The organism is Cryobacterium sp. TMT2-17-1, from assembly GCF_004402765.1.
Lineage (GTDB): Bacteria > Actinomycetota > Actinomycetes > Actinomycetales > Microbacteriaceae > Cryobacterium > Cryobacterium sandaracinum.
In genome coordinates this window covers 98,231-120,198 of record NZ_SOGC01000039.1, presented here as the reverse complement: position 1 = coordinate 120,198, position 21,968 = coordinate 98,231, and the positions used below count along the sequence as shown (strand labels likewise).

Annotated in this window: 16 protein-coding genes, 2 pseudogenes and 1 riboswitch; of the genes and pseudogenes, 10 read left to right on the top strand and 8 right to left on the bottom strand. The window is 67.9% G+C overall.

Annotated elements, in window-relative coordinates; all coding sequences use genetic code 11:
- Positions 1 to 6 precede the first annotated feature (6 nt).
- Positions 7 to 444 (top strand): glycosyl hydrolase-related protein, encoded by a 438-nt coding sequence (locus tag E3O47_RS11415; RefSeq protein ID WP_198411442.1) that lies wholly within the window; start codon positions 7 to 9, stop codon positions 442 to 444.
- A gap of 197 nt (positions 445 to 641) precedes the next feature.
- On the opposite strand, the gene E3O47_RS11410 is transcribed toward E3O47_RS11415, so the two are convergent.
- Entirely contained in the window at positions 642 to 2,837 is a 2,196-nt protein-coding gene (locus tag E3O47_RS11410) for an ABC transporter ATP-binding protein (protein WP_134401290.1), read from the bottom strand.
- A 145-nt stretch (positions 2,838 to 2,982) separates the two neighbouring features.
- Between E3O47_RS11410 and E3O47_RS11405 the strand changes: the two are divergent.
- Positions 2,983 to 3,159, top strand: a pseudogene (locus E3O47_RS11405) (ATP-binding cassette domain-containing protein); the annotation flags it as partial.
- 132 nt (positions 3,160 to 3,291) lie between these two features.
- Here E3O47_RS11405 and E3O47_RS11400 read toward each other — a convergent pair.
- The 6 genes and pseudogenes from E3O47_RS11400 to E3O47_RS11375 all read right to left on the bottom strand — a co-directional run bounded on the left by E3O47_RS11400 (position 3,292) and on the right by E3O47_RS11375 (position 8,951).
- Positions 3,292 to 4,377: pseudogene (locus E3O47_RS11400) on the bottom strand (MFS transporter).
- 94 nt (positions 4,378 to 4,471) lie between these two features.
- Positions 4,472 to 4,942, bottom strand: coding sequence for a 6,7-dimethyl-8-ribityllumazine synthase (ribH, locus tag E3O47_RS11395; RefSeq protein WP_104100365.1), 471 nt, complete (start codon positions 4,940 to 4,942; stop codon positions 4,472 to 4,474).
- Positions 4,939 to 6,201, bottom strand: a complete 1,263-nt coding sequence (gene ribB / locus E3O47_RS11390; protein ID WP_104100364.1) for a 3,4-dihydroxy-2-butanone-4-phosphate synthase — start codon at positions 6,199 to 6,201, stop codon at positions 4,939 to 4,941. The genes ribH and ribB overlap by 4 nt, the downstream gene beginning before the upstream one ends.
- A complete protein-coding gene (locus tag E3O47_RS11385; protein WP_104100363.1) occupies positions 6,198 to 6,830 on the bottom strand; it encodes a riboflavin synthase in 633 nt (210 codons plus the stop codon). Before E3O47_RS11385 ends, ribB begins: the two co-directional genes overlap by 4 nt.
- A gap of 7 nt (positions 6,831 to 6,837) precedes the next feature.
- Complete coding sequence (gene ribD, locus E3O47_RS11380; protein WP_134401235.1) at positions 6,838 to 7,854, bottom strand: bifunctional diaminohydroxyphosphoribosylaminopyrimidine deaminase/5-amino-6-(5-phosphoribosylamino)uracil reductase RibD; 1,017 nt, start codon at positions 7,852 to 7,854, stop codon at positions 6,838 to 6,840.
- 98 nt (positions 7,855 to 7,952) lie between these two features.
- A riboswitch (FMN riboswitch) is annotated at positions 7,953 to 8,084 on the bottom strand.
- A gap of 81 nt (positions 8,085 to 8,165) precedes the next feature.
- Positions 8,166 to 8,951 carry an IclR family transcriptional regulator gene (locus tag E3O47_RS11375; RefSeq protein ID WP_134401234.1) on the bottom strand — a complete coding sequence of 262 codons (786 nt, stop codon included), beginning with the start codon at positions 8,949 to 8,951 and terminating at the stop codon, positions 8,166 to 8,168.
- 208 nt (positions 8,952 to 9,159) lie between these two features.
- On the opposite strand from E3O47_RS11375, the gene dhaK reads away from it, so the two are divergent.
- The 4 genes from dhaK to E3O47_RS11355 all read left to right on the top strand — a co-directional run bounded on the left by dhaK (position 9,160) and on the right by E3O47_RS11355 (position 14,745).
- Entirely contained in the window at positions 9,160 to 10,158 is a 999-nt protein-coding gene (gene dhaK / locus E3O47_RS11370) for a dihydroxyacetone kinase subunit DhaK (RefSeq protein ID WP_134342677.1), read from the top strand.
- A 4-nt stretch (positions 10,159 to 10,162) separates the two neighbouring features.
- Positions 10,163 to 10,807 (top strand): dihydroxyacetone kinase subunit DhaL, encoded by a 645-nt coding sequence (dhaL, locus tag E3O47_RS11365; RefSeq protein ID WP_104100359.1) that lies wholly within the window; start codon positions 10,163 to 10,165, stop codon positions 10,805 to 10,807.
- A gap of 3 nt (positions 10,808 to 10,810) precedes the next feature.
- Positions 10,811 to 13,261 (top strand): phosphoenolpyruvate--protein phosphotransferase, encoded by a 2,451-nt coding sequence (gene ptsP / locus E3O47_RS11360; RefSeq protein WP_134401233.1) that lies wholly within the window; start codon positions 10,811 to 10,813, stop codon positions 13,259 to 13,261.
- A gap of 338 nt (positions 13,262 to 13,599) precedes the next feature.
- The gene (locus E3O47_RS11355) at positions 13,600 to 14,745 is read left to right on the top strand and encodes a glycerol dehydrogenase (protein WP_104100357.1); all 1,146 of its coding nucleotides are present in this window, start codon (positions 13,600 to 13,602) and stop codon (positions 14,743 to 14,745) included.
- Positions 14,746 to 14,803: 58 nt separating this feature from the next.
- On the opposite strand, the gene E3O47_RS11350 is transcribed toward E3O47_RS11355, so the two are convergent.
- Positions 14,804 to 15,772 (bottom strand): sugar-binding domain-containing protein, encoded by a 969-nt coding sequence (locus E3O47_RS11350; RefSeq protein WP_104100381.1) that lies wholly within the window; start codon positions 15,770 to 15,772, stop codon positions 14,804 to 14,806.
- A gap of 168 nt (positions 15,773 to 15,940) precedes the next feature.
- Here E3O47_RS11350 and E3O47_RS11345 point away from each other — a divergent pair, with 168 nt between their 5' ends.
- From E3O47_RS11345 to E3O47_RS11330, 4 genes are all read left to right on the top strand, one after another.
- Positions 15,941 to 17,629 carry a glycerol-3-phosphate dehydrogenase/oxidase gene (locus E3O47_RS11345; RefSeq protein WP_241986185.1) on the top strand — a complete coding sequence of 563 codons (1,689 nt, stop codon included), beginning with the start codon at positions 15,941 to 15,943 and terminating at the stop codon, positions 17,627 to 17,629.
- Positions 17,630 to 17,839: 210 nt separating this feature from the next.
- Positions 17,840 to 18,604 (top strand): MIP/aquaporin family protein, encoded by a 765-nt coding sequence (locus E3O47_RS11340; protein ID WP_134401231.1) that lies wholly within the window; start codon positions 17,840 to 17,842, stop codon positions 18,602 to 18,604.
- Positions 18,605 to 18,672: 68 nt separating this feature from the next.
- Entirely contained in the window at positions 18,673 to 20,187 is a 1,515-nt protein-coding gene (glpK, locus tag E3O47_RS11335) for a glycerol kinase GlpK (RefSeq protein WP_104100354.1), read from the top strand.
- A 438-nt stretch (positions 20,188 to 20,625) separates the two neighbouring features.
- A complete protein-coding gene (locus tag E3O47_RS11330) occupies positions 20,626 to 21,516 on the top strand; it encodes a hypothetical protein (RefSeq protein WP_134420569.1) in 891 nt (296 codons plus the stop codon).
- Positions 21,517 to 21,968: the final 452 nt, after the last annotated feature.

Genomic DNA, 21,968 nt, shown 5'->3' with positions numbered 1-21,968 from the left:
GGACTCGTGGAGAAACGCATCGACCGGTTCGTGCCGGCGCGGCTGCGCCCGGCGGTGCACCGGGCATCCGTGTCGCTGCGGGCCTGCGCCGGTATCCCCGAGGCGGTCGCGGAGGGGTACCGACTGAGCCTGCCGCCTTGTTCGGTGACCGGGGTGAGAGCGACCCGCGTGGATCCGTTGATCGAGGTCGACCACCCGGCCGTCATGGTCGAGGCGGTCAAGCTGGCCGAGGACCGCAGCGGGGATCTGATCGTGCGGCTCTACGAGGCGCACGGGTCGCGGGTGCGGGTCATCCGTCACTTCGCCGCGACGGATGCCACCGAAACCGACCTGCTGGAACGCCCCCTGACCGCGCCGCGGGCTCCGTTCGCCGCCGATGGCTCCGCGCTGACGATCGAGCTGCGTCCCTTCCAACTGGTAACCCTGCGCTTCGCGCGCCGCTGACCGCCCGCGGTCCCGGCCGCACTACTACCCGCCCTGTTACCCGCCCTGTAACCCGCCCACCTACCCGCTGTCCGCGCGCTGACAGGGCCACATGCGCCTTACGAATTCGACGGAGATTTTGGCTAGATCGGGTGTTTCAGGCCCAAAACTGGCGGTTTCGACTAAATTCTCCGTCGAATTGGTTCGGGCAGTCCAGGCTAAACGAGCAGCTGGTGCTTGGCGAGCTCGCGGTAGAGCGGCGTCGAGGCGACCAGCTCGGAGTGCGTGCCGGTGCCGATGACCTGACCGTGGTCGAGCACCACGATCTGGTCGGAGTCGACCACGGTCGACAAGCGGTGCGCGATCACGATCAGGGTACGGTCCACGGCGACCGCGTCGATCGCGGCCCGCATCTTCTGCTCGTTGACGCCGTCGAGACTCGAGGTGGACTCGTCCAGCAGCAGGATGGGCGGCGCGGCCAGCAGGGCGCGCGCGATCGCCAGCCGCTGGCGTTCGCCGCCGGAGAGCATCACGCCGGACTCGCCGACCGCCGCGCCCAGCCCGGCCGGGTCGCGCTCGAGCACCTCGGAGAGGTTCACGGCGTGCAGCACGGCGATGCACTCCTCGTCGGTGGCGTCGGGCGTGGACAGGGTCAGGTTGTCTCTCAGCGAACCGGCCAGCACGGGGGCGTCCTGTTCGACGTAGCCGATCTGCGAGCGCAGCGCGGTGCGGTCGAGGGTGCGGATGTCCAGTCCCCCCATGCGCACAACGCCTCCGGTCGGGTCGTAGAAGCGCTCGATCAGGGCCAGGATGGTGCTCTTGCCGGCACCGGACGGGCCGACCAGGGCGGTGCGCTTGCCGCGCGGGGCGTCGAAGGAGACGCCGCGGAGCACCGGGCGGGGCTTGCCGGCGGCGTCGGCGTCGCTGCGCTCGGTCGCCCGTTCGGTCGCCTGTTCGGCAGCACGGTCGGCCGCGGCCGCGGAGCGGTCAGCGGCCGCGAGATCTGCCTCGACGAGGTCGGGTTCGGCCAGCACGGCCTCCATCACGGCCGGAACCACGATGGCGGTCTCGAGCACGAACGGAGCCGCGACGGCGGTCTCGATCATCGCGTTCTCGGCGGCGACGAGCTCGGCATCGGAAGCCGTGTGAGCGGAACGCCCGGCACCGGAAAGAGCGGCGGAATCCGCCGACGCGGCCGCAGCAGAGCCGATAGTCCCCGCACCGGCTGCGGCGCCGGCAACACGGCCGACACCGGCAGCACCGGCCTGCGGCCCGGCCTCCGACCCGGCCTCCGCACCCGCGGCATCCGTCGCTGCCGAGGCGACCAGGTAGCCGAACTGCACGTTCTCGAACGAGATCGCCGGGGCATCCGGCCGCACCGACTCGTTGGCGGCGCCGACCGTGATGGCCAGAGGGGCGATGTCGCGGTCGAACTGGTCCTCGGTGGGCAGGTCGATGATCTCCTGGATGCGGCCGAGGGCGCCGAGCGCGGCGTTCACGGAGGTGATCGCGCCGAACGCCTGGCCGAGCGGCACGATCATCAGAAACAGGAACAGGATGAACGCGATCAGGTCCGCGATCGTGATGGTGCCGCTGGCCACGCGGAAGCCGCCCACGCCCAGCACGACCAGGAACGACACCTGCATGGCGATGCCGGCGATCGGCACGACGAGGGCCGAGATCCTCGCGACCTGGATGCCCATCCGCCAGGCGCCCTTGGCGTCCTCCTCGACGGCGGCGATCTCCCGGTCGGTGGCGTTCGAGGCACGCACGGTGCGCACCGCGCTGATGGCGCGCTCGACACTGGCGGCGAGGTCGCCGACCTTGGCCTGCGCGGCGAGGCTGGCGGCACGGATGCGCTGCGACAGCAGTGTGACGGTGACCACCGACACGGCGATCACCAGTACCGTCAGGCCGAGCAGCACCGGATCGATCACGAGCATGGCGATGAGCGCGCCGACGAACGTGAGCGACCCGCCGATCGCCTCGACCAAACCCTGGGTGAGCACGGCCCGCAGCAGCGTGGTGTCCGACCCCACCCGGGAGACCAGGTCGCCGGTGCGGCGGGTGTCGAATTCGCTGATCGGAAGGCGGAGCATCCGCCCGATCAGTTTGCGGCGGCTGGAGAGCACGACGCCCTCACCGGTGCGCTGCAGCAGATAGTGCTGGTAGCCGCTGATCAGGGCGGAGATGACGACGAGTGCGACCAGCGCCCACACCAGGCTGCCGAGCGCGTCACCCTCCTGCACGATGGTGATGACCTGGCTGACCAGGAGCGGCTGGGCGAGGCTGGCGAGGGCGCCGAGGATGCTGAGTACGATGACGAAGCCGAGCACCTTCTTGTGCTCGAGCAGATACGGGACCAACTGGCTGAACGTCGCGCGGGGTCCGCCGGCATCGTCGCGGCGCCCCATCCGGCCGAGGCGACCGCGACCGGCCGTGCGACCGGCCGTGCTGGTGGGCGGGCGGGCGGCGGAACGGGGGTTGCTGGGGGTACTCACTGAATGATCTTAACCGCATCCCGCTTGGGATGGGCCCGGCGGTCTCCAGCAGGGAACCGTGCCGGAGCCCGTCGTCGTGGCCCGAAATCTCGTCACGAGGCACCAGGATTTCGCCGCCGTGGACGGCATCTCCTTCGAGGTGGCGCCCGACGAATCCTTCGGACTGCTCGGCCCGAACGGGGCCGGCAAGTCCACCACCATGCGCAGGCTGGGCGCCGTCTCGACCCGCACCGGCGAGACCTCTGATCCTGCTCGGCCTGGCCTTCACGACCCGGCGCCTGCGCACCCTGTTCCTCGACTGACCCGGGTCTCGACAGGTTCGACCACCGGTGGTCGAGAGCCGGTCGAGAGCCAGCCGAGAGCCAGGTCAGTGGTCGATGTCGATGTCGCGGGTCTCGCGGCTCAGCAGCAGGGCGACCAGGGCGATCACGGCCATCACCGAGAGGTAGACGCCGACCCAGAACGGGCTGCCCTCGCCGAGGGTCCACAGCCAGATCGCGATGAACGGAGCCACCGCCGCCCCGAGGATCGAGCTCATGTTGTACGCGAAAGCGGAGCCGGTGTAGCGCACGCTGGTCGGGAACAACTCGGGCAGCAGCGCGCCCATCGGCCCGAAGGTCATTCCCATCAGCGGCACGAAGAGCAGGCCGAATCCGATGATCGCCAGGGTCACGAAGATCAGGGTCTTGCGGCGCCCGTGCCTGTCGGCCCAGGGGCCGGAGGCCAACGTGAACACGCCGAAGAACAGCACGTAAGTGGCCAGCATGATGAAGGTGCCGAGGATCAGCTGGCGCCAGTGCGACCGGAACACGGCCGCGAGCGGCAGTTTCTCCACACGCTTGGTGGCGACGACCTGTGTGAAGGCGTCGGATTCGACTAGGCGCGGGCGTACCCAGAGGCCGACGACGACCATCACCGCGGAGAAGAGGAACGGGATGCGCCACGCCCACTCGAGGAACGCGTCCGAGGGGCGGGTCGGGTCGTCAGCGGGTCGGGTCATCACCGGGCAGGGCCAGTGCGATGGCCAGGAACAGGCCGTTGGCGATGATGAAGCCGAGCGGGGCGCCGACCTGCGGGAACGTGCCGTACCAGGCGCGCTTGCCGACCGGGGCGTTCTCGGTCGCGACCAGCGCGGCGCCGGACCACTCCCCGCCGAGTGCGAAGCCCTGGGCGAGGCGCAGGACCACGAGCAGGTCCGGCGTGAGCCAGCCGATCATGGCGTAGGTGGGCAGCACCCCGATCAGGAAGGTCGCGATGCCCATGGTCAGCAGTGCCCCGACGAGAGTGGCCTTGCGGCCCCTCTTGTCGCCGAAGTGGCCGAAGACCAGCGCGCCGATGGGGCGGGCCACCATGGCCGCGCCGAAGACGGCGAACGACGCCGGCAGCGCCGTGGTCTCGTTTCCGGTCGAGAGTACAGGTGCGGGAAGTCGAGAAGGGCGGCCGTTTGTGACAGCCGCCCTTGCACCCTACGTCCGGAGTCTCGGCTCCGCTAATCCTCGGCCCACGCTCCGGAAACGATACGGATGCCGCCGCATTATGGTCGTGTCTTACTCGCGCAGCTTCTGCAGCAGCTGAGCGGTCGCGATGGCCGCCGCGGCCGCCTCCTCGCCCTTGTCCTCCTTCGAGCCGGGCAGGCCCGCCCGGTCCAGGCCCTGCTGCTCGTCGTCGAGGGTGAGCACGCCGAAACCCACCGGCTTGCCGGTGTCCAGCGCCACCCGGGTGAGGCCATCCGTTGCCGCCGACGACACGTACTCGAAGTGCGGGGTGCCGCCACGAATGATCACGCCGAGCGCGACAACCGCGTCGGCGCCGTTGTCGAGGGCCACCTTGCACGCAACCGGCAGCTCGAAGCTGCCGGGAACCCGCACGAGCGAGTAGCGGGCACCGGATGCCTCGAGCACCCGGGTCGCACCGGCGATCAGCCCGTCGGTGATCACGTCATGCCAGCGTCCGGCGACGATCACGATGTCCAGCCCGGTTCCGTCGATCTCGATCTCCGGGGAGCCTGCTCCGCTCATAGTGCGATTCCTTTCAGCATGTCTGCTTCTGTGATGTGGTGGCCCATCCGGTCGCGCTTGACGGCCAGGTAGTCCTGATTGTGCGTGCCGACGCCGACGACGAGCGGCACTCGCTCGGTCACGGTGATGCCGTGCGCCTCGAGCTGGCGCACCTTCTCCGGGTTGTTGGTCAGCAGCCGCACGGCGGACAGGCCCAGGTCGTGCAGGATGGCCGTGGCGGCGCCGTAGTCTCGGGAGTCGGCGGGAAGGCCCAGCGCCACGTTGGCGTCGAAGGTGTCCAGGCCGTCCTCCTGCAGCTTGTAGGCGCGCAGCTTGTTGATCAGCCCGATGCCGCGGCCCTCCTGGCCGCGCAGGTAGACGACGACGCCGCCGAGCTCCTGAATGGTCTCCAGGGCGGCATCCAGTTGAGGCCCGCACTCGCATTTGAGCGAGCCGAACGCCTCACCGGTGAGGCACTCGGAGTGCACCCGCACGATCGCGCCGTCGGCGGGGGTGCCGGAGACGATGGCCACGTGGTCGGCGCCGGTCATCCGGTCCCGGTAGGCGCGCACCTGGAAGTAGCCGTGCCGGGTGGGCACCGTGGTCTCCACCTCGAAGTCCACCCGCGGCGATTCGAGGATCGGGCTGACTGTGGGCAGCTCGGTGTCGGTGTGGAACTCCTGCAGGTAGGCGATCAGGTCCTTGATGGTGATCACCAGCACGCCCTCGCGCTCGCCGAGGGCGAGGAGCCCGGGCAGGCGCATCATCTCGCCGTCTTCGGCGACGATCTCGCAAATTCCGGCGACCGGTACGAGGCCGGCCAGTTTCATCAGGTCGACGGCCGCCTCCGTGTGGCCGTCCCGCTCGCGCACACCGCCATCCCTCGCACGCAGCGGCATGATGTGGCCGGGCCGGTGCAGGCTGGACGGCGTCGAGGCCGGATCGGCCAGCACGCGCAGGGTGTGCGCGCGGTCGGCCGCGCTGATCCCGGTGCTGAGCCGGTCGGCCGCGTCGACCGACACCGTGTAGTTCGTGCCGCGGGGGTCCTCATTGTTCGGCACCATCACCGGCAGATCGAGCTTGTCGGCTAGGTCGTTGGTCATCGGCGCGCAGATGAAGCCGGAGGAGTACCGCACGGTCCAGGCGATCCACTCCTGCGTGGCCATCTGGGCGGAGATGATCACATCGCCCTCATTCTCACGGCCCTCGTCGTCGGCGACGATGACCGGTTTCCCGAGCCGGAGGGCATCCAGCGCGGTAGGAATGTCGGCGAGGCTCATGAGTGGCTCCTTTTCGATCCGGCGTCCGCCAGGGCGAGCATGCGCTCCACGTGGCGGGCCAGGATGTCGGTTTCGATGTTGACGTGATCGCCGATCGTGCGCTGTCCCAGCGTCGTAACGGTGAGGGTTTCGGGGATGAGCGAGACTTCGAACCACTGGTCCGGTTCGCTCGCCGGGCTGATGTTGCTGACGGTCAGCGAGACGCCGTCCACGGCGATGGAGCCCTTGCCCACCACGAGCGGGGCGAGTTCGGCGGAGAGGCTGAACCGCAGCACCCGCCAGGCCTCACCGGGGGTGACGGCCAGCAGAGTGCTGGTGCCGTCGATGTGGCCCTGCACGATGTGGCCGCCCAGGCGGTCGCCGACAAGTGCGGCGCGCTCGAGGTTGACCGGGCTGCCGGCGCGGGCGGCATCGAGGGTGGACATGAGAAGGGTCTGGGCCATCACGTCGGCGGTGAAGGTGTCGCCGGTTCGCTCCACCACGGTGAGGCAGACGCCGTTGACCGCGATCGAGTCACCGTGGCCGGCGTCGGCTACGACTCTCGGGCCGCGGATGGTGAGGCGGGCGGCATCCGTGGATCGCTCCACCTTCTCGACCTGGCCGAGTTCCTCGATGATTCCGGTGAACATGATTGTCCTATCTCGGCCGGGCGACGATGAGGAGATCGTCGCCGAGTCGGTCGTAATGGTCGATGGCCAGGCGGCGCTGGTCGGTGATGCCGGCCACCCCGATGTCGCCCAGGGCGAGCCGGGCGCCGCCGAGCAGCGTGGGCGCGAGGTACACGAGGTACTCGTCGACCAGCCCGGCCGCGACGAACGCACTGGCGAGAGTGGGCCCACCCTCGATGAAGGCGTGACGGATGCCGCGCCGGTGCAGGTCGTGCAGCACGGCCAGCAGATCGTCGGTGGCGAAGAAGAGGGGCGGATGCGGGTGGGCGCGGAGGGCGGCGTCGTTGGGGATGCCGCGGGTGCCGATCACGACCGGCACCGGCTGCGTGGGCAGAAGCTTTCCAGCGGCGTCGCGGGCGGTCAGGGCAGGGTCGTCGGCGAGCGCGGTGCCGGTGCCGACGAGGATGGCGCCGGCTGCCGCGCGCCGCCGGTGCACGTCCTGCCGGGCCTCCGGTCCGGTGATCCAGCGGCTGGTCCCGTCGTCGGCCGCCGCGCGCCCGTCGAGGCTCGACGCCCACTTGAGCGTCACGAACGGGCGCCCGAGACGGGCGGCGACGAGCCAGTCGGCGAGGAATGGTTCGACCTCGTCGGCGAGCAGCCCGCCGGTGACGTCGATTCCGGCGCCGTGGAGCCGGTCGGCCCCGCCCGAGGAGCCGACGCCGGGGTCGGCGACGGCGTAGACGACCCGGCGGACGCCGGCGTCGATCAGGGCGAGCGAGCAGGGGCCGGTGCGGCCGGTGTGGTTGCAGGGTTCGAGGGTGACGACGGCGGTGGCACCGCGGGCGGCGCCGGCGGTGAGCCGGCTCAGGGCGACAACCTCGGCGTGGGGGGTTCCGGCGCCGAGATGCCAGCCTTCGGCCAGGACCTGCCCGGAATCGTCGAGGAGAACACAGCCGACGCGGGGGTTCGGGCCTGTGGCCGGCCCATTCGCGGCCAGCGCGAGCGCACGCCGCATGGTGGCCTCGAGCGCCGCTTGGTCCGTCATTCCCGTCCTGTCCGTTGGTGCAACGAACTCCGGGTTTTCGGTGCGGCGAACACCATGTGGGTTGCGAAACCCGCCGACCGACCGGAATGGTCCATCGACTCGTGCGCCTCTCATCCGGACTTTAACCGTCGGTGCTGGAATTTCACCAGCTCAACCGTTCCGCTTTGGGAGCGGCACGGGTCGCGGACTTTCACCGCCGGTTCGGACTTACACCGACCCCGGAGCACGTTTCATATAACTACTACTAGTTATATCCCAACGCGTCGGCCATAGAAAAATTCCCGTTCGAGAGTGCGGCCTGCGATGGGCGCTCACGACTGCGGATGCGCGGCGACGGCCGGTTGGGGGGCCCGCGGCGGCCAGGTGCTGGCGCCGAGTTCCCGGGAGATGTTCCGGGCCGTCTCACGCAATCCGTTCAGCACGCTGGAGTCGGGAGGCCACTCGCTCGACGGTACGACAACGGCGACCGCGGCTATGACATTGCCGCGGGTGTCGACCACGGGCGCCGCGATCGACGACTCGCCCAGCACGGCCTCGTCCTCTTCGGTGGCGATGCCGTTGCTCACGATCGACACGAATTGGATGGCCAGCTGAGCCGGGTCGGTGATCGTGGCGCCGGTGAGACTGCGCAGGGGCCTCCCCAGCAGTCCGGAGGCGTATTCCGGACTGTATGCGAGGAGGACTTTGCCCATTGCCGAGGCGTGGGCCGGGATGGACAGGCCCGTTTCGGGCATCTGCTGGCTGCCGTCAGGCCGCTGGTTGTGGTGAATGATGATGACCTCGTCGAACAATTGCACCCCCAGACGTGTGGACAGTCCGGTTCTGCGCGCGAGTTCGAGGGTCCAGCGCATGGCCCGCGCGCGCACGTCGAGCGTGTCGAGGTAGACATTCGAGAGTTTGAGCAGGGCCGGGCCGAGCATGTACCGGGTGCCGCCAGGCTCCTGCGCGACAAGACCGTGGCCCTGCAGCGATTTGACGATGCCGTGCACGGTCGAGACCGGCAACCAGAGTTCGGTGGCGAGTTCGGTTATGCCGAGGTGGCGTGCGCCCTGCAACGTCGACAGCACTTTCGCCGCACGATCGATGGCTTGAATCACAGCTGCACCTCCGGTTGATTCCTTAAGTATGCCGCGTCACCAACGCGTCTTCATGCGACGTGTTGACATTGGGCCACTCTCTGGAGGATATTCGACATTATCGAATTGCGTTCTGTATTTCTTTGAGTCGCGAGGGAAAGTGTCTCGCGGATCCAGCTCGAAAAGTTCAACGGAGAGCAAACATGAAGATAATCCTGGAGGTCTCAACATGAAGAAACTAATCAATTCCCCGGAGACGGTTCTCGCCGATTCCCTCATCGGCGTGGCGGCCGCACACCCGGAACTTCGCGTCGACCACGTCAACCGCATCATCTACCGGACAGACCCGACCAGAGCAGGCAAAGTCGCCCTGCTCTCTGGTGGGGGAACCGGCCATGAGCCGCTCCACGGCGGTTTCGTCGGTGTGGGAATGCTTGACGCGGCCTGCGCCGGGGCGGTCTTCACCTCGCCGACACCCGACCAGATGCTCGAGGCCACGAAAGTCGTGGACAGCGGAGCGGGCGTGCTGCACATCGTCAAGAACTACACGGGCGACGTGATGAACTTCGAAATGGGCGCGGAACTGGCCGCGGCTGAGACCGGGATCGAGGTTGCCGTCGTGGTCGTCAACGACGACGTCGCGGTCGAGGATTCCACCTTCACCGCAGGCCGCCGGGGCGTCGGAACCACTGTCCTGCTCGAGAAGATCGCGGGTGCGGCAGCCGAGGAAGGCCGCGACCTCGCGGCCGTCACCGCGGTGGCCCGCCAGGTCAATGAGTCCGGCCGTTCCATGGGCGTGGCCCTCAGCAGCTGCACGGTTCCCGCGGCCGGGAAACCGACCTTCGAACTTGCCGAAGGCGAGATGGAGATCGGCGTGGGCATTCACGGGGAGCCGGGCCGCCGCCGGGTGCCGCTGGCCGGGGCCGCCGAGGTTGCCCGTCTGCTCGTCGAGCCGATCCTCGCCGACCTGGACTTCACCGGCGCCCCGACGATCGTGATGGTGAATGGGCTGGGCGGAACCCCGTTGATCGAGCTCTATGTCATGTATGCCGAAGTCAGGAAGATCCTCGACGCCGCCGGCATCACGGTTGCCCGCTCCCTCGTGGGCAACTACATCACCGCGCTGGACATGGCGGGCTGCTCCGTCACGATCCTCAAGGCCGACGAGGACCTGCTTCATCTGTGGGATGCGCCGGTGAACACCGCCGGGCTGCGCTGGGGAATCTAGCACCATGACGAATGACACGATCAGCCTTGACCAGCTCACCGGCTGGCTCACCCGTTTTCGCGACTTGGTGACCGAGCAGGTCTCCTACCTCACCGAACTGGATTCGGCCATCGGCGACGCGGACCACGGCTCGAACATGACCCGCGGCATGGATGCGGTCCTCGAGAAAATCCAGGCCTCACCGGTCGTGGCCGTCGACGAACTGTTCAAGGGCGTGGGCATGACCCTGGTGACGTCCGTGGGTGGTGCCAGCGGCCCCCTGTACGGCACCTTCTTCCTGCGGATCGGTACCTCGGCAGGACCGGTCAGCACCCTGGACGCGCCCGGCCTGGCGGCCGCGCTTCGTGCAGGGCTGGGCGGCGTCGTTGCCCGCGGCAAGGCCGAGGCCGGGGATAAGACCATGTTCGACGTCCTCGCTCCCGCGCTCGACGCGTTCGACGCCGACCTCGTCGTTTTCTCCGATATCTCCTCGGCGGCCCGTGCTGCCTACTCCGCTGCACAAGCGGGGCGGGATGCCACCGCACCCCTGATCGCCCGCAAGGGCAGGGCCAGTTACCTGGGGGAACGCAGCATCGGCCACATCGACCCGGGAGCCGCGTCGACGTCGCTGCTTTTCCAGGCTCTGGCCGAGATCCTCGACAAGGAGTAGATCGTGATCGGAATCGTAGTGGTATCGCACAGCCCCCGGCTCGCGCAGGCAGCAGTGGACCTCGCAGTGGAAATGGTCGGGGTCAACGGCCCGGCCATCGCGATCGCAGCCGGTGCCGGCGCAGGGGTGATCGGAACGGACGCGTCCAAAGTCGCCGAGGCCATCGCCGAGGTTTCCTCTCCCGAGGGCGTGCTCGTGATGATGGATCTGGGATCGGCTGTGATGAGCGCGGAAATGGCGCTGGAGTTCTCGGACGACCCCGACCTGCCCGTCCGGCTCAGCAGCGGTCCCTTCGTAGAGGGCCTGATGGCGGCAGTGGTGCGCGCGGCGGGTGGCGCCACCCTTGACGAAGTGGAACGTGAGGCCCGAGGTGCTCTTCGTGCCAAGCAAAGTCACCTGGGCGACGAGGACCCGGCCGGCCTGCCGGTCGACTCCGGCCCGGCGGCGGAACACACGATCGAGGTGACGTTGCTGAACCCCGACGGCCTGCACGCGAGACCGGTCTCGATGCTCGTCACTGCCATCAGCGCCTTTGAGGCGACGGTGACGGTCGCCAACCTCCGTACCGGCCGGCCTCCGGTGCCGGCTAACAGCCCGACTGCCCTGTTGACCGTCGGCGCCCGGAAGGGCGACACGATCTCCGTCGCGGCGGCCGGGCGGCAGGCTGTGGAGGCGCTCGAGGCCGTGAGTGAACTGGTCGGGAAGGGCTTCGGCGAGCTCGCGGCCGCCCACGCTCCCGCGCCCAGGCCGGCGCGTTCCGCGTCGCGGCCGCAGGCCCGGCCGCAGGGCGGGGCGCCGTCGAGCGGGCCTCTGGGCGTGAGCCCCGGCTTCGCCGTCGGTCCGATCGTGCGGATGCAGGAACCGGTGAACGAGCCGGGGCCGGCAGTCGCACTCCCCCTGCGCGAGCGAGCGGCGGCCGCGGAGAGGATCGTGGCCGCCGCGGCATCCGTAGCCCTGGCCCTGCGGGACAAGGCGGCCCGGGTGTCGGGAGCGGCGCGTGGGATCCTGGAGGCAACGGCGCTGATGGCGGCGGATCCCGGGCTGATCGATGCTGCCGTTTCCCGAGTGACCGGGCAGGGCCACACTCCGGAGCGTGCCGTCTGGGCGGCTGTGAGCGAGGTCACAGCGGTTTTTAAGGAGCAGGGTGGGCTCCTCGCCGAACGTGTCTCGGACCTGCACGACGTGCGCAACCGCATCGTGTCCGAGTTGCTCGGCCGACCGGCACCGGGCCTGCCGGATCGTGTGGAGCCGTATGTGCTCGTGGCCCGGGACCTGGCCCCCGCCGACACGGCGCTGATCGACCCCACGGTGTGTCGGGCGATCGTCACCGTCGAGGGCGGGCCCACCTCCCATACGGCCATTCTCGCGCGGGCGCTTGGCTTGCCTGCCGTGGTGGCGGCCCGCGATGCGATGGACCTGCCCGAGGGAAGCATGGTGATCGTTGACGGCACGACCGGTGAGATCGTCGTGGACCCCACCGGCGACCAAGTGTTGCGAGCCGAGGAACAGATCCGCCGGGTGATCACCTTCGACGGTACGGGAAGGACCAGGGACGGGCACCGCGTGCAGCTCCTCGCGAACGTGGCTTCGCCTGACAGCGTTGCCGCCGCGATCGAGGCGAACGCCGAGGGTGTCGGCCTCTTTCGCACCGAATTCTGCTTCCTCGACCACGCCGAGGCTCCGGGACTCGACGAACAGGTCGCCGCGTACCGGCAGGTGTTCGCCGGATTCCCCGGGAAGAAGGTCACTATCCGAACGCTGGATGCGGGAGCCGACAAGCCGCTGGCCTTCGTCACGGCGGCCGACGAAGTCAACCCTGCCCTGGGCATCCGGGGGTATCGCACAGCGTGGCAGCGGCCGGAACTGCTGGACACCCAGCTGCAGGCCATCGCAGCGGCGGCCGCCGCGGAAGACGCCGACGTCGGCGTCATGGCGCCGATGATCGCGACCGTCGACGAGTCCGTGGACTTCGCGGCCCGCTGTGCCGCGCACGGCCTGCACAACGTGGGCGTGATGATCGAGACTCCCGCCGCCGCTATCACGGCTGGCCCCATCCTCGAACGGGTGGACTTCGCGAGTCTGGGGACCAACGACCTCGCCCAGTACACCATGGCCGCCGATCGGCTGATGGGGGAGCTCGCCCTGCTCAACGACCCCTGGCAGCCGGCGGTCTTGCGGATGATCCGGGAGGCCTGCCAGGCCGGTCTGGCGGCCGGCAAGCCGGTCGGGGTCTGCGGTGAGGCCGCGGCAGATCCGATGCTTGCCGCCATCCTGGTGGGGCTCGGGGCGACCAGCCTGTCGATGTCCCCGCGAGCCCTGGGCGGCGTGGCCGAGTTCCTACGCGGCGTGACGGTGGACCAGTGCCGGGATGCCGCACTCGCCGCGGTCGCCGCCGGCAGCGCCGGCGCGGCGCGATCCGCCGCCGCGCTCCTGCTGGAGCCGACACGGGCGTAGCTGCCGGTGTCGGCCCCTCCCGGGCGTCCGATCTGCACAAATGTGCAACGCTGGCTTTCAGAAACAGCGACGTATTTCCTGTAAATCCTGAATAGCATTCAAAAAATTGGCTAAGAGCGCGTGTTTGTGCGTCAGATCCGATCTTTGAGCCGTGACATCAGACTGGGCGGATGTGCCGGAAACCGCTCGGAGGGTGCGCTCGCACGGTCGCCCGCTGCAGGGCAGCCGATGTCGGTCGAATCGGCGGGCGTAATGTGAAATCTGTGCCCCGGAAGACCGGTTCACCGCCACCGTCCCACAAAGATGTAGACGCAGTTCGACCAGGAAGAAGTTCCACGATGACCACTTCAATCCGCACAGTCATGAGCCCCGGACGTTACGTCCAAGGCAAGGGAGCGATCGATCGCCTCGGCGAATTCGTATCCCAGATCGGCTCCGCCCCCCTGATCGTCGCTGATGACGTCGTGTGGGGTTTCGCAGGGCAGCAGGTCTCGGCGAGCTTCGCTGCTGCCGGCCTCCGCGTCGAACGGGTCGAATTCGACCGCTTTGCGACTGCGTCCGCGGTCGACGCGCTGGTCGAGAAGATCCGCGTAACCACGGCCGACGTGATCATCGGCTTGGGCGGCGGAAGCACGATCGACTCGGCCAAGGCCGCCGGCTTCCTGGCTGGAATTCGTTGGGTCAGCGTGCCCACCGTGGCGTCGACCGACGCTCCCACCTCCGCACTCTCGGTGATCTACACGGAGGAGGGCGAGTTTGTCGAATACCGTTTCTTCCCGCGCAACCCCGACCTCGTGCTGATCGACACCCAGATCGTGGCCAACGCGCCGGTCGAGTTCCTCATCGCCGGAGTCGGCGACGCGCTGGCGACCTGGCTCGAAGCCCGGGCCACGGCGGCTGCCCATGCGACCACGATGGCCGGGGGGCTGCCGACCCAGACCGGCACCGCGCTGGCCAAGTTGTCGTGGGACGTCATCTGGGAGAACGCCCTTCCGGCCCTCGATGCCGTGCGTGACAACCTGGTCACACCTGCTCTCGAGAAGCTGGTGGAGGCGAATACGCTTCTGTCCGGACTCGGTTTCGAGTCGGGCGGTCTGGCCGCCGCCCACGCCATCCACAACGGCCTGACCGCGGCCCCGCAGACCCACGGTCTCACCCACGGTCAGAAGGTGAACATCGGCTCGCTGACCCAGCTGGTCCTCGAGGGCGCGCCACGCACCGAGGTGGAAGACTTCATCGAGTTCACCACTCTCGTCGGATTGCCCACCACGCTGACCGAGATCGGTCTCAGCCTGGACGACGAGAAGGAGCTGAGGGCCATCGCCACGGCGTCAACCCTGCCGGGTGAGACGATTCACAACATGCCGTTCGTGGTCACTGCAGACGACGTTCTCGACGCCCTCAAGTCGATCGAGGGGCTCTCGCGGTCCGTGCGCGCGGCGCGCGGCCTGCCCGCTCCCGTCAAGTACGTGCAGAAGCATTGATCCGTCGGCCCGCCGGTCGCCACGAACCCTCAGTGGCTGCCGGCGGGCCTCCGTCTGCTCACTCGCACAGTGCCCGGGCGCTGCTCTCGTCGATGAACAGGTCGGTGATCAGGTTCGCGGCCAGCGCGCCGCGGAGACTGTCCACCTTGGACTGGCCCGAGACGACGCAGATGCGCCGGGGGGTGCGGCGCAGCACCGACAGTTCCGGGCCGGTGCCGCGATCATTGAGCGGGATGCCGTCGGTCGAGCCGTCCGCGCGGTAGAAGACTGTCGCGACGTCGCCGACGACCCCGGCGTCGCTAAGAGCGGTGAGCTCGTCGTCGTCCAGGTAGCCTCCGACGTAGACGTGGCTGGGGACGTTGGAGAAGGGCGAACCCACGCTGAAGAGCGCGACGTCCATGTTCCTCTGCATTTCCAACAGCCGGCGCAAGCCGCGCTCCCGCCAGTACGCCGTGCGTGTGGCCGGGTCGTCGAAGAAGGTGGGAACCGGGAACTGTTCCAGGCGGGCGCCGAATGCGTTGCTGAACCGCTGCAGGATCTCGTTGGCGTAGTCGAGGCCGGTGCTGCGTGTGTTGCCGGCGCCGTTCAGCTGCACGATCTGTGCGTTGTGAGTGCGTTTAGGGGTCACGTGGCGGCTGACCGCATTCATCGTGGAGCCCCAGGCGATGCCCATGATCATGTTCGAGTCGAAGAACTCGCCGAGAATCCGTGCAACCGAGAGGGCCACGCGCTCCAACCGATCGACGTCGCTGGCGTGGTCGGGCACCGGCACGACGTGCGCGGTGACCTGGAAGCGGTTCAGGATGAGCTTCTCCACCCGGCTCGTCGCGTCGAGCGGGGACCGGATCTGGATGTCGACCAACCCGCTGGTTCTGGCCTGGCTGAGCAGACGGGACACCGAGGAGCGGGAGGTGTGCAGTTCCCGCGCGATGGCCTCCATGGTCAGGTCCTGCATGTAATACAAGTGGGCCGCCGTGAGCGCGTCACTGGTTCGGTCCGACAGGGACGGATCGTCTGGATGGGCCATTTTAACTCCTTGCACGTATGTTCAAACCTCTTGACCGTTTGTGTCGAACCTAGCAGGGTAGAAGCAATTCCCCTCCACCCACAGAGAAGTGAGCGAACAGTGCTGTCCACACCCGATCAGTCATCTTCCGCACCGTCACAGTCCAGTGGTGCCGCCGCCCAGGCCGCCATCCAGGACCGCCCCCGCGCTCAAGTTCTCATCATCGGAGCCGGCATCAACGGCATCGCGACCTTCCGCGATCTGGCCCTGCAGGGCGTGGACGTCGCCATCGTCGACAAGGGCGACTACGTTTCCGGCGCATCCTCGGCCTCCTCGCACATGATCCACGGCGGTGTGCGCTACCTCGAGAACGGCGAATTCCGCTTGGTCAAGGAGTCTGTGGAGGAGCGCAACAGCCTTCTCAAGATCGCCCCCCATTACGTCAAGCCGCTCAAGACGACCATTCCGATCTACTCCACCTTTTCCGGAGTGATGTCGGCGCCGATGCGGTTCCTCACCCACAAACAGGGTGCGGCCCAGGAGCGCGGAGCTCTACTGATCAAGATCGGCATGATGCTCTACGATTCCTTCTCCCGCGACGGCGGCAATGTGCCCCGGCATGAATTCCTCGGCAAGAAGGCGTCGCTCGAAGTGCTGCCGCAGATAAACCCGGGCCTCAAGTACACGGCCACCTACTACGACGCCTCCATGCACGACCCGGAGCGCCTCGCCCTCGACGTGCTGGCCGACGGCCTGGCCGCCGGCACCCACGCCCGGAGCGCCAACTACATCGAGGCCGTCGGCATGGATGCTGCGGGTGTGCGCCTGCGCAACACGGTCTCCGGCGCCGAATTCAGCTTCGAGGCCGACATCGTGGTCAACACGTCCGGACCGTGGACCGACCTCACGAACACGGCCCTCGGCCAGGCCAGCACCTATATGGGCGGCACCAAGGGGTCGCACGTCGTGCTCGACAACCCCGAACTGCTCGCCGCGACCGGCGGTCGCGAGATCTTTTTCGAGCACAAAGACGGCCGCATCGTGCTGATCTTCCCGCTTGCGGGCCGCGTTCTCGTCGGCACGACCGACCTCGAGCACGACATGACTCAGCCGGCGCGCTGCACCGAGGCCGAGGTTGACTACTTCTTCGAACTCGTCAACCACGTTTTCCCAAAGGTGGCCGTCGACCGGTCGCAGATAGTGTTCCGGTTCGCCGGCGTGCGCCCGCTGCCCCGCCACGACGACGAGGCGCCCGGTTTCGTCTCGCGCGACTACCGCATCGAATCGCGCCCGCTCGGCGCCCGGCACGGCACCCTGCTGAGCCTGGTCGGCGGCAAGTGGACGACCTTCCGCGCCCTGGCCGAACACCTGAGCGGCGACATCCTGACCCTGCTCGGCCTGCCGCGCACCGTCTCGACGGTCGGCCTGCCCATCGGTGGTGGTCGAGACTTCCCGGCGACGGATGCCGCACGCGGGGTCTGGGTTGCCGCCAACGGCGACAAGGTCGGCGCCGAGCGTGCCGATGTGCTGCTGACCCGGTACGGCACGCGCGCCACCGAGGTGATCACCTGGCTCACCGCCGAACCGGACGCGCCGCTCATGCAGCACCCCGGCTACACCCGGCGCGAAATCGAGCTCATCGCCCGGGCGGAATCGGTCATGCACCTGATGGACCTGCTGCTGCGCCGCACCAGCATCGCTTTCCGCGGCGAAGTGACTCTGCCGCTGCTCACCGAGCTGGCCGGCGTGCTCGCACCAGTCCTCGGCTGGGACGCCGCCCGGAGCGCGCATGAGGTCGACACCGCGGTGAATACACTGCGCGACATGTACGGCGTGCACGTGGCCCCGGCGGAAACGCCGGCCGTGCCGGCCGTCTAGGGACTGCTCGGGACTGCCCTGCGGGCGGGCGGGCGCTGCGGTCGCCTGCCCGCAGCCTGCCCTCCGGCCCGGCTCCGTACCCGCAGACTTGAAGGCTGATCTGCACAAACGTGCAGAAAGGTCAGGACCACCGGCGGTCTCGAGTCGCTAGGTTTTCTACTATCCGTTTCCTTCGCTTTCTTCATTTCAATAATCTAAAAGGATGTCAACGTGGACAATCTCGGTATCGTATTCCTCTCGGAAGTGGTGGGAACCGCTCTCCTGATCCTGCTGGGCTGCGGGGTGGTCGCCAACGTCGCCCTGACCAAGAACAAGGGCTTCGGCGGCGGATTCCTGATGGTCACCATCGGCTGGGGCCTCGCGGTGTACGCCGGCGTGATCGTCTCCTATAACTCGGGCGCTCACTTGAACCCCGCCGTCACCTTGGGACTCGTGTCGTCCGGGGCCACCGAGTTCGGCTCGGGGGTTCCGGTCAACGCTGTGTCCGTGGCGGCGTACATCGGGGCTCAGTTGATTGGTGCCATCCTGGGTGCCACCGTCGTCTGGCTCGCCTACAAGCAGCACTTCGACCAGGAACCGGAGCCGGCCAACAAGCTCGGCGTGTTCGCGACCGGTCCGGCCATCCGTTCCTACGGCTGGAACCTCATTACCGAGATCATCGGCACCTTCGTGCTCGTCTTCGTCGTCATCGCGTTCGGCGGCGGGCGCCAGGGCGAGAGCGGCGGCCTGGCCGCCCTTGGCGCCCTTCCGGTTGCCCTGCTCGTGATCGTGATTGGCACCTCGCTGGGTGGACCGACCGGCTACGCGATCAACCCCGCCCGTGACCTCGGCCCGCGCATCGCGCATTTCCTGTTGCCGATCAAGGGCAAGCGTTCCTCCGACTGGGCCTACTCGTGGGTGCCCGTCGTCGGTCCCGTCATCGGTGGCCTGCTGGCCGGCTGGACCTCCGCGTTCCTCCTGCCGATCCTCGCGTAGGCGCCGCTCGCTTCTTCTTTTTCCATTCCTAAATACCCGTGTACCCAGCATTGACAAAGGAGTTAAAAATGGCACAGTACGTCATCGCAATCGACCAGGGAACCACCAGTTCCCGTGCGATCATTTTCGACAAGGCCGGGTCGATCATTTCGACCGGTCAGCTCGAACACGAACAGATCTTTCCCCGGGCAGGCTGGGTCGAACACGACCCGTTGGAGATCTGGAGCAACACCCGTGAGGTCATCGGTCAGGCTCTGGCCAAGGCCAACCTGACCCGCCACGACATCGCGGCCGTGGGCATCACGAACCAGCGCGAGACCGCCGTCGTCTGGGACCGTCACACCGGTATCCCCGTCTACAACGCCATTGTCTGGCAAGACACCCGCACCCAGCCCATCGTCGACCGACTCGCCGCCGACGGCGGTGTCGATCGTTTCAAGGCCCAGGTCGGCCTGCCGCTGGCGACTTACTTCTCCGGCACCAAAATCGTCTGGATCCTCGAGAACGTCGAAGGGGCGCGAGAGAAGGCTGAGGCCGGCGACCTCATGTTCGGCACGACCGACACCTGGATTCTCTGGAACCTGACCGGCGGCCTCGAGGACGGTGTGCACGCAACCGACGTCACCAACGCCAGCCGCACCATGTTCATGGACCTGAAAACCCTGCAGTGGGACGACGAGATCCTCGCGGCGTTCGACGTGCCCAAGTCGATGCTGCCCGAGATCCGTTCCTCCTCCGAGGTCTACGGCATCGCCAGCGGCCACAGCCTGCTGCGCGAAACCCCGATTGCGAGCATCCTGGGTGACCAGCAGGCCGCGACGTTCGGGCAGGCTGCCTTCGACCAGGGTGAGGCGAAGAACACTTATGGCACCGGTAACTTCCTGATCTTCAATACGGGCACCGAAATCATCCACTCCAAGAACGGTCTGCTCACCACGGTCGGCTACAAGCTCGGCGACGCCGAACCGCACTACGCCCTGGAGGGCTCGATCGCGGTCACCGGCTCGCTCGTGCAGTGGCTGCGGGACAACCTGGGCATCATTAACTCTGCGGAGGAGATCGAGGCACTCGCCCTGTCGGTCGAGGACAACGGCGGCGCCTACTTCGTGCCCGCCTTCTCCGGCCTGTTCGCGCCGTACTGGCGTGCGGATGCCCGTGGTGCCCTGGTCGGCCTCACCAGCTACGTGAACAAGGGCCACATCGCCCGCGCCGCCCTCGAGGCGATCGCGTACCAGACCCGCGAGGTGCTGGACGCGGTCAACGCCGACGCTGGTGTTCCGTTGACCGAGCTCAAGGTCGACGGCGGGGCCTCGGCCAACGACCTGCTGATGCAGTTCCAGGCCGACATCCTCGGCGTGTCTGTCGTGCGCCCGGTGGTGGCGGAGACGACCGCCCTGGGTGCCGCCTACGCGGCCGGCCTGGCGGTCGGTTTCTGGAACAACCTCGGTGAGCTGCGGTCCAACTGGCAGGAGGACGCCCGCTGGGAGCCGAGCCTGGACATCGCCGAGCGCGACCGTCTGCTGCGCAACTGGAAGAAGGCCGTCACCAAGTCCCTGGACTGGGTCGACGCCGACGTGATCTAGCCCGCGCCCCCTTTTTCCCCCCGCGTCCCTGCGCGCGTACGACGCACCCCACCGAGACCCGGCGGCCGCCCCTGGCCGCCGGGTTTCGGCATCCGTTCCCCGTGCCCCGTTCCCCGTGGCCAGTTCCCCGTGCCCGTGCCCGTCCCCGTCTTCCCCTTGCGCCGGCCGGCATCCGTGCCCCGTCGGACAGTTCCTTCGTGGCGCTTCCCGGAGGGCAGCTCCCGTGGGTGGTGTGTGGCTAACTCAGGAGATCTACCCCGGCGGCGCCAACGGATGCCGGACTGGTGTAGTTTGTCCCTCGCTTCACAGCCGTTTCTCCTGAATTAGCCACGGGTCGGCGGCGACACCGCGGATCCTCCACAGCACAGGCTGACCGGAGCAGGCCACAGGTGGGCAGCCGACGCGGCAGACGGGGCCCGCGCTGTCCACACTGTCGACATGACTTGGGCAGAGTACTTCCGCGTCCACAATGTGCAGATCGCCGAAACCGGGGCGCTGAACGCCGCCGGCGCCAATTGGCGGGTGCTGAGGGCGGCCGTGGAGAGTGGATATCTGGTGAGGGCGCGTCGAGGGCACTATGCGCTTCCCGATACGGATGCGCACATCCTCGAAGCGGTGCGGCTGGGTGGGCGACTCGCCTGCGTCTCCGCGGTTGCGAATGCCGGGATCTTCGCCCTGGACAGCACCTTCGCGCACATCCATGTCGACCCCACCGCTTCCCGGTTGCGGGCGCCGCACGATCGATTTCAGCAGCTCAACGCTCACAACCGAGACGGTGTGGAACTCCACTGGGGTCAGCTGCTCGACCCCTGCGGCGGCACCGAGTTCCGTATCGGGCTGGCCGATGCGCTGGTCCAGGTTTTCCGGTGCCAGGAACCGAGATTCGCGATCGCGTCACTCGATAACGCCTTGTACAAGAGACTGCTCGCGGAGCAGACCGTGGCCCAGATCTTCGCAGCCCTGCCCGCGGAGTTGCAGTCCCTGCGCCCGCTCATCGACTGTCGCAGCGAATCGGGCCAGGAGACCGTGCTCCGCCTCGTGATCACGGGAGCCGGCTTCGACGTCGAGATCCAGGTCGAGATCGGGGGCGTCGGTCGCGTCGATATGATCGTCGAGGGGCGCATAGCGGTCGAGGCCGACAGCCGGCAGTTCCACGACGGCTGGGAGGCGCACGCGAGCGACCGCACCCGCGACTGCGACCTCGCCATGCGGGGGTACCTGACTCTGCGGGTTCTCTACCGGGACATCATCCACCACCCGGAGCGCGTCATCGCCGCGCTCACCGGCCTTCTGGCGTCGACCAGTCACTACCGCACCTTCATCGTCTAGTCGGTTCCCGGCAAGCCGACATCCGCTCCCGCACCTCCATCGTCTAGTCGGTTCGCGGCAAGCCGACATCCGCTCCCGCGGGGCTGCCGGGTCCGGCTCGGCGGACACCCAACCTGCCGGTCATGCGGTTGAGACCCACCCCCATGTGGCTAACTCAGGAGATCTGCCGAATCGCAGTATCAGACCCGCGTGTTTCCGGGGCGAAGAGGAACGCATATTACGGATGTCCTGAGTTGGCCACGCAGGCAGGAGCCGTGCCTGCTTCGAGCCCGGCGTTGCCGTCAGCGTGGCCGGGCGGCGCGCGCAGCGGGGCGGCCCGCCCGCGGACCCGACCTCCTTGCGGTCGAGACCCACCCTCGTGTGGCTAACTCAGGAGATCTGCCGAATCGCAGTATCAGACCCGCGTGTTTCCTGGTCAAATAGAAACGAATGCGACGGATGTCCTGAGTTGG